The following is a 16261-nucleotide window of genomic DNA, read 5'->3' as shown; positions in this document are numbered from 1 at the left end:
TTGCTTCAAAAATTAAAGGAAATCGCAATGAAAAAAACTCTGATCACCCTGGCAGTTCTGGCAGCAGCCACTGGCGTAGCCCAAGCTCAATCGAGCGTTGTTATCTACGGTACCGTTGACGCTGGTTTCGTCAGCGAGCGCGGCGGTGTTAACGGCAACGTTAACAAAATCGACAGCGGTGTTGCTTCGGCTTCCCGTCTGGGCTTCAAAGGCACCGAAGATCTGGGCAGCGGCCTGTCGGCACTGTTCGTTCTGGAATCGGGTTTCAAAGTTGATTCCGGTTCGCAAGATGGCGACGCTCTGTTCGGTCGTCAAGCCTATGTTGGCCTGAGCAGCAAAACGGCTGGTACCGTAACCCTGGGTCGTCAATACACCCCTTGGTACAACACCCTGTCGAAAGTTGCTGATCCATTCGCAGTTGGCTACGCTGGTTCCGCTAAGAACTTGTTCCCAGCGAACACGACCCGCACCAGCAACACCGTGCTGTACACCTCGCCTAACTTCAACGGCTTTGACGCTGATGTTGCTTACAGCGCTGCCAACAACGGCAACGAAAGCAACGTGTCGAGCAAAATCGGCCGTCAAATGGGCGCATCGGTTGGCTACGCTAACGGTCCTCTGAACGCTCGCCTGGCCTACAACAACACGTCGAACGACGTGGCAGTTGGTGGTGTTGTTGCTGAAGCTGGTAGCGCACGTAACTGGCTGGCAGCCGCTAACTACGACTTCGCAGTAGCGAAAGCGTATGTTGCATACGGCGTCAACAAAGGTGCTAACAGCTCGCTGCGTAACAACGGCAACCTGAATGCATTCAACTACGTTTCGGCCGCTACCAGCGACGACAGCACCACCGCCCTGATCGGCGCAACGGTACCAGTTGGTCCAGCCGGCACCGTGATGGCTTCGGTTATCCACGTGAACGACAAATCGGGCCTGAACGCCGATGCTAACCAGTTCGCACTGGGCTACTCGTACGCTCTGTCGAAGCGCACCAGCACCTACGCTTCGTACGCCAAGATCTCGAACAAAAACAACGCTGGCTACACCGTTGGTAACAACAGCAATGTTGGTACGGGCGACAAAGCCTTCAACGTTGGCGTTCGTCACTCGTTCTAATATTCGCGCAAGCGAAGCTTAGTACCGCTGTCAGCATCCCTTCGGGAGTGCTGACAAGCAAGGAAACGCGTCTCCAGGCTAGTCCTGGCGGCGCGTTTTTGCATTGGCGGCGCCAGTTATAATGGCGCCGTTACTCAAGTAAAGGAATGCCATGTATTCATTCACCTCGCCGCGCCTGGCCGCCATGCTGGCTGCGCTGCTGCTCGCTGGCGCCACGGGCGCCGCTGCCGCTGCCGTGAAGGGCAAGAAACCGGCTGGACTGGAGCGCTACGGCGTGGCCGTCTATTCCGACCTGTGCCTGCAAAAGGATAGCGGCGAAATCGGCGGCCAGCGCGTCACCCTGCACCGCTTTGCCGAGGCCGATTCCGTCATCTATGAATTCACGGCAGGCGCCCTGAGCTGGCCCATCGTGGCCAACGACGTCAACCTGGACGCCGCCACGGGCGTTTTCGACTTCACCATTGCCGGCGCCGACAGCGAAGAGCGCACCATCGTCGGCAAGTTTTCCAAGGATGGGCAAACCCTGACCCTGGAAGGCGATTACTGCGGCGGCAATGTGCGCATGCCCATGAAACTGAGCCGTGTGCGCGATTTCGGCCGCCCCCTGAAAAACTGCACGCCATGCCCGCCGATGCCGCAAGCGCCGGCCGAGGCGGCGCCTGCCGAGGAAAGCGCGCCGGTGCCCGCGGCCTGAGCGATTGCCGCCGTCAAAAAGAAAAAGGCCCGGTATCGACCGGGCCTTTGTTATTTGCAGCGTTGCAAGGGGCTTATTTGACCGCTTGCGCCTTTTCCGCCGTGGCGCGGATGGTGGCCAAGGTGGCGTTCGGCGTGATCAGGTTGCCGTCATAGCGCAGCTCGATCAGGGCCGGCAAGTTGTGCGCCTTGGCGTGCGCCAGCGCCCGTTGCAGGGCAGGGGCGAACTCTTCTGTCGTATTCACCACTTCGCCTTGTGCGCCGTACGCCTGCGCCAGTGCCGCGAAATCCGGGTTGTGCAGGGTCGTGCCCGACACGCGGCCCGGATAATCGCGCTCCTGATGCATGCGGATGGTGCCGAACATCTGGTTATTGAAGACGATGATGACCACGCCCGCCTGGTATTGCACTGCCGTGGCCAGTTCCTGGCCATTCATCATGTATTCGCCGTCGCCGGCAAACGTGATCACGGTGCGTTCCGGATGGACGATCTTGGCCGCCACGCCTGACGGCACGCCGTAGCCCATGGCGCCGTTCGTCGGCGCCAGCTGGGTGCGCAGGCCGCCGTAGCGGTAGAAACGGTGCGCCCACGAGGCGTAGTTGCCGGCGCCGTTCGTCAGGATCGTGTCGGCCGGCACTTGCGCTATGATCTCCTGCGTCACTTGCCACAGGTCCAGCGGCGCCTGGCCATCCTGGAAGATGGGCGGGCGCTCCTGGTAGGCGGCCAGTTCGGCCTTGGCTTCGGCCGGCGTATGTTTCCATGTGGAAGCGTCGACGGGGACCATGGCGGCCAGCATGGTGCACACTTGCGGCATGCCGCTGTTGATCATCAGTTCAGCCTGGTAGACGCTGCCCAGTTCCTCGGCATCCGTATGGATGTGCACGAGGCGCTGGCGCGGCACGGGCGAGTCGAACAGCGTGTAGCCGCCTGTCGTCATTTCACCGAGGCGCGGACCGATGGCGATGACCAGGTCGGCATTTTTCACGCGCGCGGCCAGTTTCGGGTTGATGCCGATGCCGACGTCGCCGATGTAGTTCGGGTGTGCATTGTCGAGCAAGTCCTGGAAGCGGAAGGCGCAGGCGACGGGCAGGTGGTTGCTTTCCGCGAACTGCCGCAGGTCGGCGCACGCTTGCGGCGTCCAAGTGGTGCCGCCCAGCAAGACCAACGGCTGTTTCGCGGTGGCCAGCATGCCGCGCAGTTGCTGTAATTGAGCGTCCGATGGTGCCGCTTGCACCGGCTGGTAGGCGCGCGTGTCGGCCACCGTGGCCAGCGAGATGAGCATGTCTTCCGGCAGGGCCAGCACGACGGGGCCGGGACGCCCGCTGGTGGCCACCTGGAAGGCGCGCGCCAGGTATTCGGGGATACGCTCGGCGCGGTCGATCTGCGCCACCCACTTGGCCATCTGGCCATACATGCGGCGGTAGTCGATTTCCTGGAACGCTTCGCGGTCGACAAAATCGTTGCCCACCTGGCCGATGAACAGGATCATAGGGGTGGAATCCTGGTAAGCCGTGTGCACGCCGATCGAGGCGTTGGTGGCGCCCGGTCCCCGCGTGACGAAGCAGATGCCCGGCTTGCCCGTCAGCTTGCCGTAGGCTTCGGCCATGAAGGCGGCGCCGCCTTCCTGGCGGTTGATGATGAAGCGGATGCCCGAGTCGTGCAGGGCGTCGAGCACGTCCAGGTAGCTTTCGCCAGGCACGCCAAAAGCGGTGTCGACACCGTGGATCTGCAGGGCATCGACCAGGATCTGGCCGCCGGTACGGGATTGTTGCGTCATGTTCGGCTCTTTATATTCTAGTGGGTGGCAAAGAAATGGGGCAAGCGGTGCGCATGCGCCTGCATGCAAGCAGCTTGCCTCATTCTATGTGAGCCGATTTGGCCCGGCTTTTGAAATGGCGACACCGAATTACACAATCCCCCGGCTGATGTGGCGCGCTTTTGCAGAAACATGCTGCGGCGCGGTACAATGGCGGGTGAAGCAGGCCAGACAGTCGCTGGCCGGCGCAGCAATGCGCTGGCGGGAGGAAGGTCCGGACTCCATAGAGCGGGGTGACGGTTAACGGCCGTCCGCTGAAAGCCGCAAGCGCAGTTAGCCCATGGTATAAGGCGAGGAATAGGGCCACAGAGACGAGCGTATTAAGTTACGGTGAAACGCGGTAACCTCCACCTGGTGCAATTTCAAATAGGCACGCGATGATGCTGCTCGCGGAGCGTGCGGGTAGAAAGCTTGAGCGCCCGAGTAATCTGGCGCCTAGAGGAATGACTGTCATAGCGCCAACCTGCAAGGGAAGGCGCCGTAACAAAATCCGGCCTACCGGCCTGCTTCACTTGAATTCCTGTTCCCTGGCTTGCCAGGGAGTATCTTGACCGCAGCGGTTTAGCTGCTGCGCGCCAAGCAAAAAGCCCCCGCGAAGGGGCTTTTTTTGTATCTAAAAATAATGCAGTGAAGATAAAGTTGTATAGACAAGTAAAAGTGAACAATTGGTTAAAGTTTCTCGCTTCCAATTAATTGCTGCATTGCAAAAATAGTTTTCCCGCGTCAGGCCAGCCCCGGAAAACAGGGCCGATACGCGCCATGGACGATTATTTTTTGCTTTAAACCAAGTCTTTCAGTGCGGCTGATTGCTGTTGTGCCTGGATGACGAAATTATTGTCATGTGTCAACTAACTGTAAAAAATTCAATTATTTGATTTCGTTTTTTTCGATGTTTACGGTAGGAAAACACATGTGTGCAGATGAGGTAGCACATTCACTATCTTTCATAAGTATCTAATTTATCGATATATTTTTATTTGAGACTCCTTCAACGATATGCGCTAAGTCCTTAATTTCATTAATAAAATTCCTGTTTTGCCAATCGGAAACCGCTTGACCACTATCTTTGCTTCCTCTAAAGTGGGCAACTGTGTGAAAAAGTGTGTTTTTGTGGGAAATTTTCCCTTTTTATCGTGATGCGCAAGCGTCGCAAGCCAAGCTCAAAAAAGGTCTTCCGTGTTTCAAGGCGCGTCCGCAATCAATCTCGATGCCAAAGGCAGGATGTCTATCCCTGCCAAGCACCGTGACGCGCTGGCGATTCAATGCGAAGGCCGTTTGACCCTGACCAAACACCCCGATGGCTGCCTGCTGTTTTTCCCCCGTCCCGTGTGGGAAAGCCACCGCCAGCAAATCGCCGCCTGGCCCATGTCGGCGCGCGCCTGGCAGCGCATCTTCCTTGGCAACGCCGTCGACGTCGAGCTGGACTCGGCCGGCCGCGTGCTGATCTCGCCCGAATTGCGCAACGCCGTCGGGCTGGCGCGCGAAGTGATGATGATCGGCATGGGCAGCCACTTTGAAATATGGGATGCCGCCAAATTGGCCGACAAAGAACAGCAGGCGATCGATGCCGGCACCCCCGATGTACTTTCCAATTTTTCTTTCTAAGGCTCCGTAATGACACAACTCACGGTGCCGGAATTTCAGCATCGCACGGTGCTGCTCGATGAAGCGGTCGATGCCCTCGACCTGACGGGCGACCGCGCGCACGGCGTTTACGTTGATGGCACGTTTGGCCGCGGCGGCCATAGCCGCCTGATTTTGTCGCGCCTGGCCGATGACGCGCGCCTGATCGGCTTCGACAAGGATTTGCAAGCCATCGCCACGGCCGAACAGATCGCCGATCCCCGTTTCCAGATCGTCCATGACAGCTTTGCCACCATGACGGCCAGCCTGGCCGAACGCGGCGTGCAGCAGGTGGACGGCATTTTGCTCGACCTGGGCATCTCGTCGCCGCAGGTCGACGACGCGGCGCGCGGTTTCAGCTTCCGCAACGACGGACCGCTGGACATGCGCATGGATACCACGCGCGGCATCTCCGCGGCCGAATGGCTGGCGGTGGAAACCGAGCAGAATTTAGAGAAAGTGATACGCGATTATGGGGAAGAACGGTTTGCTTTTCAGATTGCAAAGGCGATTGTTGCTGGCCGGGCAGTCCAGCCAATTTCAAGCACACGACAGCTTGCCGGCATCGTGGCAGGCGCCGTCAAGACCCGCGAGAAGGGTAAGGACCCCGCTACCCGCACCTTTCAGGCAATCCGCATTTTCATTAACAAAGAGCTCGAGGATCTCGAGATCGGTCTGAACCAGGCGTATGCCTGCCTGGCGCCTGGCGCGCGCATGGCCGTGATCAGTTTTCATTCGCTGGAAGACCGCATGGTCAAGCGCTTCTTCGCCTCGAAGGCGAACGTGGAGCAGCCTGACCGCCGTCTGCCGATCCGCGCGGTTGATTTGCCGCAGCCGGAAATGAAGCTGATTTCGAAAATGAAGCCGTCCGACGCCGAGATCGAGGGCAATCCCCGTTCGCGTTCGGCCGTGATGCGCGTGGCGCAGCGTTTGCCCATTCCAGTTAGTGGCGGCGCCCGATGACTGGCAAGCTGTGTGTCGTGCTGTCGGCCCTGCTGGTGTGCTGCGGCCTGTCGCTGGTGAACGCGCAGTACCAGTCGCGCCACTTGCTGATAGACCTGGAACGCGCGCAAGCGCTGTCGCGCCAGCTAGACATCGACTGGGCGCAACTGCAGCTGGACCAGTCCACTTTGGGCAAGCATGAACGCATCGAATCGATCGCACGGCGCGACCTGAGCATGACGCCGCTGACGGCGGCGCGTACGCAATACCTGACGGAGGGTGAATAATGAAGTTGGGCGGTAATAGCAACGGCCGGGTGGCGGCATCGAAAGGCGTGCCATTCTCGAAGAACCCCGTACTGGCGGTGCGTCTGCCCGTCTGGCGTTCGCGCGTCGTGCTGTTCCTGCTGTTCTTCGCTTTCGCCGGCCTGGGCGCGCGCGCCCTGTGGCTGCAGGGCGTGTCGACGCAGTTCCTGCAAAAGCAGGGCAAGGCGCGCTATGAGCGCACCCTGGAATTGCCGGCCACGCGGGGCAAGATCACCGACCGCAATGGCCAGGTGCTCGCCTCGTCCGTGCCCGTGAAAGCCATTTGGGCCATTCCCGATGACGTGCTGCAGGCGTCGCCCGAAAAAATCAATGCGCTGGCCGGTCTGCTGGAAATGAACGTCAACGAATTGCGCAAGAAGCTCGATTCGGACCGCAGCTTTGTTTACCTGAAGCGCCAGGTCGAGATGGACGTGGCTGACAAGATCTCCAAGCTGGGCATCGACGGCATCGACGAACGCAAGGAATACAAGCGCTTTTATCCACAGGGCGAAGTGATGACACACGTGGTGGGCTTTACCAACGTGGAAGACGTGGGCCAGGAAAGCATGGAACTGGCGCAGCAGAAAACCCTCGTCGGCACCACCGGCAGCCGCCGCGTGATCAAGGACCGCCTGGGCCACATCGTCGAAGACATCGGCTTCATCCACGAACCGCATGACGGCAAGGACCTGACCCTGTCCGTCGACAGCAAGATCCAGTACATCGCCTTCACGCAGCTGAAGGAAGCGGTTGAGAAATTCAACGCCAAGGCCGGCGGCGCCGTGGTGCTCGACGTGCACACGGGCGAAGTGCTGGCCCTGGCCAATTATCCGAGCTACGATCCGAACGACCGCCGCAAGCTCACGGGCCAGCAGCTGCGCAATCGCGTCATGACCGATACTTTTGAGCCTGGTTCGACCCTGAAGCCGATCACGGTCTCGCTGGCGCTCGATACGGGCCGGGTCAAGCCTGGCACCCTGATCGACACTGGCCCGGGCCGCTACACCATCGCCGACCGCACGATCACGGACACCAAGCCGCACGGCGTGATCAACGTTTCCGAAATCATCGAGATGTCGTCGAACATCGGCACCTCGAAAATCGCGCTGGGCATGCCGTCACAGGAAATGTGGGAAATGTTTACCAAGGTGGGCTTCGGCCAGCAGCCGAAATGGGGCTTCCCCGGCGCCGTGGCCGGCCGCGTGCGTCCGTATAAATCGTGGCGCCCGGTGGAGCAGGCGACCATGAGCTACGGTAACGGCATTTCCGTGTCGCTGATCCAGCTGGCGCGCTCCTACATGATGTTCGCGCGCGATGGCGACACGATTCCTCTGTCGTTCCAGAAGGTCAATGAACTGCCTGTGGGCCAGCAAGTGATCAAGCCGAAGACGGCCGCCGAAATGCGCGCCATGCTCGAACTCGTGGTCTCCGGCGCGCACGGTTCGGCCAAGCGCGCCCAGGTCGCCGGCTACCGCGTGGGCGGCAAGACGGGTACCGCCTATAAAGTGGAAAACGGCCGCTATGCGATGCCGCGCAAATACATCGGCTCTTTCGTGGGCATGGTGCCGATGTCGGCGCCGCGCTTCATCATTGCCGTGATGATCGATGAACCGACCGGCCCCGCCCACTATGGCGGCCAGGTTGCCGCTCCCGCTTTCGCGGCGATTGCGACCAACGCGCTGCGCGCGATGAACGTACCGCCCGATTCCTCCGTTACCGAAATCGTGGTCCCGGCCAATGCCGGCCCGGAGGCCATGTGAAGTCACTCATGACCATACAAGACATCAGTTTGTGGATCAAAACGGCTGCCCGGTCCGGGCAGCTGACGTCCGATTCGCGCCGCGTGCAGCGCGGCGACGTGTTTTTCGCCTATGCGGGCGCCACCGATTTCATTGCCGCCGCCATCGAGCAGGGCGCCGCCGCCATCGTGCATGACGCCGTGGAATGGAACGCCGCATGGAGCGTGCCGCACTTGCTGGTCAGCGACCTGAAACGCCTGGCAGGCCCCGTGGCGCATGCTTTTTACGGCATGCCCGACAGCGCCATGTTCAGCGCCGGCGTGACGGGCACGAATGGCAAGACCTCGTGCGCGCTGTGGCTGGCGCAAGCCTTGGCGCGCCTCGGTGTCACATCGTCCGTCATCGGGACGTTGGGTGTGGGCCTGTGCAAGCCGCGCGGCGCCATTGAATTCGACGTCACGGGCTACACGACGCCGGACGCCGTGCTGCTGGCCCGCAAACTGGCCGCCATGCGCGACGCTGGCGCCAAGGCCGTAGCCATCGAAGTGTCGTCGATCGGCCTGGACCAGGACCGCGCGGCCGGCATGCATTTCGACGTGGCCATGTTTACCAATTTGACGCGCGACCACCTCGACTACCATGGCGACATGGCGGCCTACGAGGCGGCCAAAGTGAAACTGTTCGACTGGCCCGGCCTGAAAACTGCCGTCATCAACCTGGACGACGCCATGGGGTTGCGCCTGGCGCGCCACGTGGACGGCAAGCTGTCCGGCGAATATCCCGTCATCGGCTACACCTTGCAGGATGCGGCAGCCTTGCCCGACTTGCCGGGCGTGCTGATGCTGCGCGCCAGCCAGTTCCGCAGCCGCAATGCCGGCACCGACTTCCACCTGGAATGCGCGCTGGGCGTGGCGCTGGTCAAGACGCAGCTGGTGGGCCACTTCAATATCAGCAACGCGCTGGCCGTGCTGGGCGCCTTGCTGGCGCACGGCACCGGCCTGCGCGCGGCCATCGACGGCATCGAGTCCTTGCAGCCGGCCCCGGGCCGCATGCAGCAGGTAGGCGGCCAGGAAGCGCCGATGGTTGTCATCGATTACGCGCACACACCCGATGCACTGGAAAAAACCCTGGCTGCCTTGCGCCAGGTGGCGCAGGAGCGGGGCGGCCAGCTGTGGTGCGTGTTCGGCTGCGGCGGCGACCGCGATCCGGGCAAGCGTCCGCAGATGGGCGCCATCGCGCAACTGGCCGACCACGTGCTCGTCACCAGCGACAATCCGCGCAGTGAAGATCCGCACGCGATCATCGCGCAGATCGTCGCCGGCATGCGCGCCGACGGCCCGCAGCCGCAAGCTATCGAAGACCGCGCCGCCGCCATCCTGTCGGCCATCAAGCACGCGGCCAAGCCGGACGTGATCCTGTTGGCGGGCAAGGGCCATGAGCCGTACCAGGAAATCAAGGGCAAGAAACTGCCGTTCTCCGACGCCGACCATGCGCAGCTGGCCCTGTCCGCGCGTCTGACGATGATGAGGACGAACTGATGGATCGCCTCATGCACGCAAGCCTGGCGGAACTGATGCCGTCGCTGCAAGGCGCGCAGCTGACGGGCGACGCCGTTTTTGACGGCGTATCGACCGACAGCCGCAGCGCTCCGGCCGGTTCGCTGTTCGTCGCCCTGCGCGGCGAGAGTTTTGACGCCCACGATTTCCTCGATCAGGTGGCTGCGCGCGGCGTCGCCGCCGTGGTGGTGGAGCGCCTGCCCGAAGGCTGGGACAGCGGCAAGGTGCCGGCCATCGTGGTAGCCGATACCCTGGTCGCGCTGGGCCGCATCGCCAACCACTGGCGCCGCCGTTTCAATGTACCCGTCATCGGCGTCACCGGCAGCAATGGCAAGACCACCGTCAAGGAGATGATTTCCTCCATTCTGGCGGCGGCCTTCGGCGAAGAAGCACGCCTGGCCACGCGCGGCAACCTGAATAACGAGATCGGCGTGCCATTGACCCTGTTCCGCCTGAATGAAGAACACAAGGCGGCCGTCATCGAGATGGGCATGAACCATCCGGGAGAAATTGCCCGCCTGGCCGCGATTGCCGCGCCGACCCTGGCGATGGTCAACAACGCGCAGCGTGAGCACCAGGAATTCATGCATACGGTGCTGGCCGTGGCGCGCGAGAACGGCGCCGCACTGGCGGCCTTGGGCGCAGACGGCGTGGCCGTCTTCCCGCATGGCGACGAATTCACGCCCGTGTGGCGCGAACTGGCTGGCGCGCGCTCTGTCATCACCTTCGGCCTGTCGAAAGACGCGGACGTCAGTTGCACGCACCGCGCGGCAGAGGATTTTGGCAGCGACCTGTTCGTCAGCGTGCGCGCGCAGGACGGCAGTCTGCGCCAGTTTTTTGTCGGCCTGCAGGCGGCGGGCGAACACAATGTGCGCAATGCGCTGGCCGCGGCGGCATGCGCGATTGGCGCCGGTATCGCGCCGGAACATATCAAGCAGGGCCTGGAGGCATTTTCTCCCGTGAATGGCCGTCTGCAGAAAAAACGTGCCGCCAACGGCGCCACTATCATCGACGACACGTATAACGCCAATCCGGATTCGGCGCGCGCGGCCATCGATGTGCTGGCGCAGGCCGCGGCACCGCGCATCCTGGTGCTGGGCGAGATGGGCGAAGTTGGCACGCAGGGGCAGCAGTTCCACGAAGAGATCGGCGCCTACGCCGCCGCCAAAGGCATCGAACACGTGCTGGCGACGGGCGGTCTGGCGCGCCATCTGGTCAATCCGGCGCAAGCTGCCGCGAGCCAGGAATCAGGCACGGTCGTGGAGTATTTCGAACAGTTCGACGGTTTGCTGGCGGCGCTCGATGCGCATTTGTCCGGCCGTTCGGATGCAACAGTATTAATCAAGGGCTCCCGCTTCATGAAGATGGAACGGGCCGTGCAGCATTTGATTGGTTCAAACAACAATAACAAGGAAGCTTACTAATCATGCTGCTCTGGCTCGCTCATTATTTCCAGGACGACATTGGCCCATTGCGGGTCTTTAACTTCATCACTTTCCGCGCCGTCTTCGCCACCTTGACGGCGATCCTGATCGGCCTGTGCGCCGGTCCCGCCGTGATCCGCATGCTCACGCGCATGAAGGTCGGCCAGGCCGTGCGTACGGACGGCCCGCAAACGCATCTGAAAAAACACGGCACCCCCACCATGGGCGGTGTGCTGATCCTCATCGCCATCGGCATTTCCACCTTGCTGTGGGCCGACCTGTCGAACCGCTTCATCTGGCCGGTCTTGATCGTCACCCTGGGCTTTGGCGCCGTCGGCTGGGCCGACGACTACCGCAAGGTGGTGCACCAGGACCCGGAAGGCATGCGCTCGCGGGAAAAATACTTCTGGCAGTCGCTGATCGGCATCGTCGCCGCGTTTTACCTGGCGTTTTCCGTCTCCGTGTCGGAGCCTGACGCTGGCCACGTGTGGAATCTGATCTACGCCTGGGTGCAGTCGGGCTTCGCCATGGACCTGCCGCCGAAGGCCGACCTGATCGTCCCGTTCTTCAAGACCATCAGCTATCCGCTGGGCGTGTGGGGTTTTATTGCGCTGACCTATTGCGTCATTGTCGGCACCAGCAACGCCGTCAACTTTACCGATGGCCTCGATGGCCTGGCCATCATGCCGACCGTGATGGTGGGCACGGCCCTGGGGCTGTTCGCCTACCTGACGGGCAACGCCACCTATGCGCGCTACCTGTTCATCCCGCACATCCCGGGCGCCGGCGAACTGGTGATCTTCTGCGGCGCGCTGGCCGGTTCCGGCCTGGCCTTCCTCTGGTATAACACGCACCCCGCGAAAGTGTTCATGGGCGACGTGGGCGCGCTGGCGCTGGGCGGTGCACTTGGCACCATCGCCGTTATCGTGCGCCAGGAAATCGTCCTGTTCATCATGGGCGGCATCTTCGTCGTCGAAACGCTGTCCGTGATCATCCAGGTCGTCTGGTTCAAGTACACCAAGAAGCGCTATGGCGCCGGCCGCCGCGTCTTCCTGATGGCGCCATTGCATCACCATTTTGAACAAAAAGGCTGGAAGGAGACGCAGGTTGTCGTGCGTTTCTGGATCATCACCATGATGCTGGTGCTGCTCGGCCTGACCACCTTGAAGCTGCGCTGATGATGTACGACGCTAAAACCGCACTGGTACTGGGCCTCGGCGAATCGGGGCTGGCCATGGCTCTGTGGCTGGCCCGCAGCGGTGCGCTGGTCCGCGTGGCCGACACGCGCGAGGCGCCTGAGCGCCTGGCCGCACTGCAGGCCGCCGTGCCGCAGGCGCAGTTCATCGCCGGCGCCTTCACGGCCGACCTGCTCGATGGCGTCGATTTCGTCGCCGCCAGCCCTGGCCTGGCGCCGGGCCGCGAACTGGCGGCAATTGCCCCGGCCGCGCAGGAAAAAAATATCCCCGTGTGGGGCGAGATAGAACTGTTCGCGCAGGCGCTGGCCGCCTTGAAGACGGAACGCGGCTATGCGCCGAAAGTCATCGCCATCACGGGCACAAATGGCAAAACGACCGTCACCAGCCTGGTGGGCCTGCTGTGCGAGCGCGCGGGCCTGCTCACGCGCGTGGCCGGCAATATCAGCCCGGCCGCGCTCGACGTGCTGCGCGAAGTGCTTGACGCCGAGCCTGCGCCGCTGCCCGTGGATGCAGAGGCTGAAGCGGCGGAACCCGTCGCCAGCAGCTTGCCGCAGGCGTGGATACTGGAATTGTCCAGCTTCCAGCTGCACACGACGTTCAGCCTGCAGGCCGATGCGGCCACGGTCTTGAACCTGTCGCAGGACCACCTGGACTGGCATGGCGACATGGCCGCCTACGCTGCCGACAAGGCGCGCATCTTCGGCGAGCAGACCGTGCGCATATTGAACCGCGACGATGCGGCCGTCATGCACATGGCCGATCCGCTGGCCGAGACGATCACCTTCGGCACGGGCGAACCGCTTGACGTGGACAGCTTTGGCCTGGTCAATGAACGTGGCATCTTCTGGCTGGCGCAAGCCGTGCCCAGCGAAGAAGTGATCGAGAAAAAACGCAAGAAGAACGATCCGGCGCCGGAACCGGTGCCGACGATGGCGAAAAAACTGATGCCGGCCGATGCGTTGAAAATCCGCGGCCAGCACAATGCCTCGAATGCGCTGGCGGCGCTGGCCCTGTGCCGCGCCATCGGTCTGCCGTTCGCGCCGCTGCTGCACGGCTTGCGCGAATACCAGGGCGAGCCGCACCGCGTGGAACTGATCACGGCCGTCAATGAAGTCGAGTATTACGACGACAGCAAGGGTACCAACGTGGGCGCGACCGTCGCTGCCCTGTTCGGCCTGGGCAAGGCGTTTGGCGGCGCGGAACAGCGCCTGGTGCTGATCGCCGGCGGCGACGGCAAGGGACAGGATTTCTCGCCGCTGGCCGAACCCGTGTCGCGCTACGTGCGCGCCGTAGTGCTGATCGGCCGCGATGCGCCGGCCTTGCGCGCGGCCCTCGAGCCGGCCGGCGTGGACACCATCGACTGCGCCACCTTGCCGGAAGCCGTCAAGCGCGCCAGCAGCCTGGCGCTGGCCGGCGATGCCGTGCTGCTGTCGCCCGCGTGCGCCAGCCTGGACATGTTCAAGAACTATGCGCACCGCGCGCAGGTGTTTGTCGACGCCGTGCGCGACATCGCCCTGGAAAACGGACAGGATATCTGATGGCCTTCCAACTGCCCTTCAGCTTTGGTTCCGGCTCGGCTGCCAAGCCGCTGGATAGCCGCGCGCGGCAGTCGAAGATGATGGACTACGACAAGCCGCTGGTGTGGGTCGTCCTGCTGCTCATGTTGCTGGGCATGGTGATGGTGTATTCGGCGTCGATTTCGCTGTCGGACGCGCGCAAGTTTGCCGCCTACACGAACAATTATTTCGTCGTGCGCCAGGCGCTGTTCATCGGCGTGTCGATCATCGTCGGCGCGCTGGTGTTCCGCATTCCCGTCGCCACCTGGCAAAAGATCGCGCCGTGGCTGTTCATCGGCACCTTGGTGCTGCTGGTGATGGTCTTGATACCGGGCCTGGGCGTGTCGGTCAATGGCGGTCGCCGCTGGCTGAACTTGCCGGGCCTGCGGCCGCAGCCGTCCGAGCTGATGAAAGTGGTGATGGTGCTGTACGCGGCCGACTACACGGTGCGCAAGCAGGAATACATGCACAAGCTGACCAAGGGCTTCATGCCGATGGCGCTGGCTGTGAGCTTCGTCGGCTTGCTGCTGCTGATGGAGCCCGACCTGGGCGCCTTCGGCGTGATCGTCTGCATCGCCATGGGCATCCTGTTTTTGGGCGGCGTCAACGCCATCTGGTTCGGCGGCATCGGCGCCATGCTGACGGCGATCTTCGTCACCATCATCGCCTTGTCGAAATTCCGCCGCGAGCGGTTTTTTGCGTATCTCGATCCATGGCAGGAAGACAATGCGCTGAACAAGGCTTACCAGCTGACGCACTCCCTGATCGCCTTCGGACGCGGCGAACTGTTTGGCGTGGGCCTGGGCGGCAGCGTGGAAAAACTGCACTACCTGCCCGAAGCGCATACGGACTTCTTGCTGGCCGTGATCGGCGAGGAACTGGGCCTGGTCGGCGTGCTGATCGTGATCGGCATGTTTTACTGGATTATCAAGCGGGCGTTCGATATCGGCCGCCAGGCGATCGCCATCGACCAGACCTTTGCCGGCCTGACGGCGAAGGGCATCGCCATCTGGATCGGCGTGCAGACCTTCATCAACATGGGCGTGAACCTGGGCCTGCTGCCGACCAAGGGTCTGACCTTGCCCCTGATGAGTTATGGCGGCACGGGCGTACTGATTAACTGTATCGGCCTGGCGATTTTGCTGCGCATCGATTACGAAAACCGGATCCTGATGCGGGGAGGCCGGCTATGAACAACGTGACGAACTTGAAGACGACGAAAAGACTGATGATCATGGCGGCCGGCACCGGCGGCCATATTTTCCCGGGCCTGGCGATTGCGCAGACGATGCGCGCGCGCGGCTGGGAAGTGAGCTGGCTGGGCACGACCCACGGCATGGAACAGGAACTGGTGCCGAAGAGCGGCATTCCCATGGACGCGATTGAATTTTCCGGCATGCGCGGCAAGGGCCTGGCGCACACGGTTAAGGGCGGCTTCAAGATGCTGGCCAGCTTCTTTGCCATCCGCCGTTTCATCGCCCGCCGCAAGCCGGACGTGGTGATGGGCATGGGCGGCTACGTCACCGTGCCGGGCGGCCTGATGGCGCGCCTGAAGGGCGTGCCGCTGGTGCTGGTCAATGCCGACGCGGCGCTGCTGTTGTCGAACAAGACCCTGGTGCCGCTGGCGCAGCAGGTGTGCTTCGGTTTTCCCGCCGATTTCGGCAGCGCCGCCGGCAAGGCCGTCGTCACGGGCAATCCCGTGCGCGCCGAAATCCTCGCCATGGCGCCGCCGGCGCTTCGCTTCGCGGGCCGCAGCGGACCGCTGCGCATCCTGGTGGTGGGCGGCAGCCTGGGCGCGAAAGCGCTGAACGACAATCTGCCCGCCGCGCTGGCCCTGATGGCGGAGGGCGAACGCCCGCTGGTGACGCACCAGTCGGGCAAGAAGAATATCGACGCCCTGCATGCCGCGTATGCGCAGGCGGGCGTGCAAGCCAATGTGGTCGACTTCATCGACGACATGGCCAAGGCGTATACCGAAGCCGACCTGGTGATTTGCCGCGCAGGCGCGATCACCCTGTCGGAATTGACGGCGGCCGGCGTGGCCAGCGTGCTCGTGCCGCTGGTGGCGTCGACCACCAGCCACCAGCGCGACAACGCGCAATGGATGGCAAAACAAGGCGCGGCGATTCATCTGCCGCAAACGGAAATGAGTGCCGCGTCGCTGAGCACATTGCTGGCGTCCTTGACGCGGGATACCTGCCAGCACATGGCGCAAGCGGCACTGGCAGCAGGCAAGCGCGACGCCAATGAGGCGATCGCACACGTATTGGAAAAACTGGCATGAGGTTAGCTCT

At 62.3% G+C, this 16261-nt stretch carries 13 protein-coding genes and 1 other RNA gene; 13 read left to right on the top strand and 1 reads right to left on the bottom strand.

Going from position 1 to position 16261, the window contains the following annotated elements:
- The first annotated feature begins 27 nt into the window (after positions 1–27).
- Positions 28–1116, top strand: coding sequence for a porin (locus ASN89_RS21720; RefSeq protein WP_058050774.1), 1089 nt, complete (start codon positions 28–30; stop codon positions 1114–1116).
- Positions 1117–1267: 151 nt separating this feature from the next.
- Entirely contained in the window at positions 1268–1810 is a 543-nt protein-coding gene (locus tag ASN89_RS21715) for a hypothetical protein (RefSeq protein WP_058050723.1), read from the top strand.
- A 73-nt stretch (positions 1811–1883) separates the two neighbouring features.
- Here ASN89_RS21715 and ASN89_RS21710 read toward each other — a convergent pair whose 3' ends face one another.
- A complete protein-coding gene (locus tag ASN89_RS21710; protein ID WP_058050722.1) occupies positions 1884–3587 on the bottom strand; it encodes a thiamine pyrophosphate-binding protein in 1704 nt (567 codons plus the stop codon).
- A gap of 198 nt (positions 3588–3785) precedes the next feature.
- On the opposite strand from ASN89_RS21710, the gene rnpB reads away from it, so the two are divergent.
- From rnpB to murG, 11 genes are all read left to right on the top strand, one after another.
- An RNA gene (gene rnpB, locus ASN89_RS22130) (RNase P RNA component class A) lies at positions 3786–4140 on the top strand.
- Between the two features lie 662 nt (positions 4141–4802).
- Entirely contained in the window at positions 4803–5231 is a 429-nt protein-coding gene (gene mraZ, locus ASN89_RS21705) for a division/cell wall cluster transcriptional repressor MraZ (protein WP_034748899.1), read from the top strand.
- Between the two features lie 9 nt (positions 5232–5240).
- Positions 5241–6212: a 16S rRNA (cytosine(1402)-N(4))-methyltransferase RsmH gene (rsmH, locus tag ASN89_RS21700; RefSeq protein WP_046683356.1), complete on the top strand. Its 972-nt coding sequence runs from the start codon at positions 5241–5243 to the stop codon at positions 6210–6212.
- Positions 6209–6478, top strand: a complete 270-nt coding sequence (gene ftsL / locus ASN89_RS21695) for a cell division protein FtsL (protein ID WP_034748894.1) — start codon at positions 6209–6211, stop codon at positions 6476–6478. The genes rsmH and ftsL overlap by 4 nt, the downstream gene beginning before the upstream one ends.
- Positions 6478–8256, top strand: coding sequence for a peptidoglycan D,D-transpeptidase FtsI family protein (locus ASN89_RS21690; protein WP_034748891.1), 1779 nt, complete (start codon positions 6478–6480; stop codon positions 8254–8256). Before ftsL ends, ASN89_RS21690 begins: the two co-directional genes overlap by 1 nt.
- An 8-nt stretch (positions 8257–8264) precedes the next feature.
- On the top strand, positions 8265–9773 hold the full coding sequence (locus tag ASN89_RS21685; protein WP_058050721.1) for a UDP-N-acetylmuramoyl-L-alanyl-D-glutamate--2,6-diaminopimelate ligase: 1509 nt from the start codon (positions 8265–8267) through the stop codon (positions 9771–9773).
- Positions 9774–9784: 11 nt separating this feature from the next.
- Positions 9785–11215 (top strand): UDP-N-acetylmuramoyl-tripeptide--D-alanyl-D-alanine ligase, encoded by a 1431-nt coding sequence (locus tag ASN89_RS21680; protein WP_058050773.1) that lies wholly within the window; start codon positions 9785–9787, stop codon positions 11213–11215.
- A 2-nt stretch (positions 11216–11217) separates the two neighbouring features.
- A complete protein-coding gene (mraY, locus tag ASN89_RS21675; protein WP_034748886.1) occupies positions 11218–12393 on the top strand; it encodes a phospho-N-acetylmuramoyl-pentapeptide-transferase in 1176 nt (391 codons plus the stop codon).
- The gene (murD, locus tag ASN89_RS21670; RefSeq protein WP_058050720.1) at positions 12393–13949 is read left to right on the top strand and encodes a UDP-N-acetylmuramoyl-L-alanine--D-glutamate ligase; all 1557 of its coding nucleotides are present in this window, start codon (positions 12393–12395) and stop codon (positions 13947–13949) included. The genes mraY and murD overlap by 1 nt, the downstream gene beginning before the upstream one ends.
- Complete coding sequence (gene ftsW / locus ASN89_RS21665) at positions 13949–15160, top strand: putative lipid II flippase FtsW (protein WP_046683352.1); 1212 nt, start codon at positions 13949–13951, stop codon at positions 15158–15160. Before murD ends, ftsW begins: the two co-directional genes overlap by 1 nt.
- A complete protein-coding gene (gene murG / locus ASN89_RS21660) occupies positions 15157–16251 on the top strand; it encodes an undecaprenyldiphospho-muramoylpentapeptide beta-N-acetylglucosaminyltransferase (RefSeq protein WP_082654687.1) in 1095 nt (364 codons plus the stop codon). Before ftsW ends, murG begins: the two co-directional genes overlap by 4 nt.
- The last annotated feature ends 10 nt before the right edge of the window (positions 16252–16261 follow it).

It is taken from the genome of Janthinobacterium sp. Ant5-2-1 (assembly GCF_001445815.1).
Classification (GTDB): domain Bacteria; phylum Pseudomonadota; class Gammaproteobacteria; order Burkholderiales; family Burkholderiaceae_D; genus Janthinobacterium; species Janthinobacterium lividum_E.
This window is presented reverse-complemented; position numbering and strand designations above follow the sequence as displayed.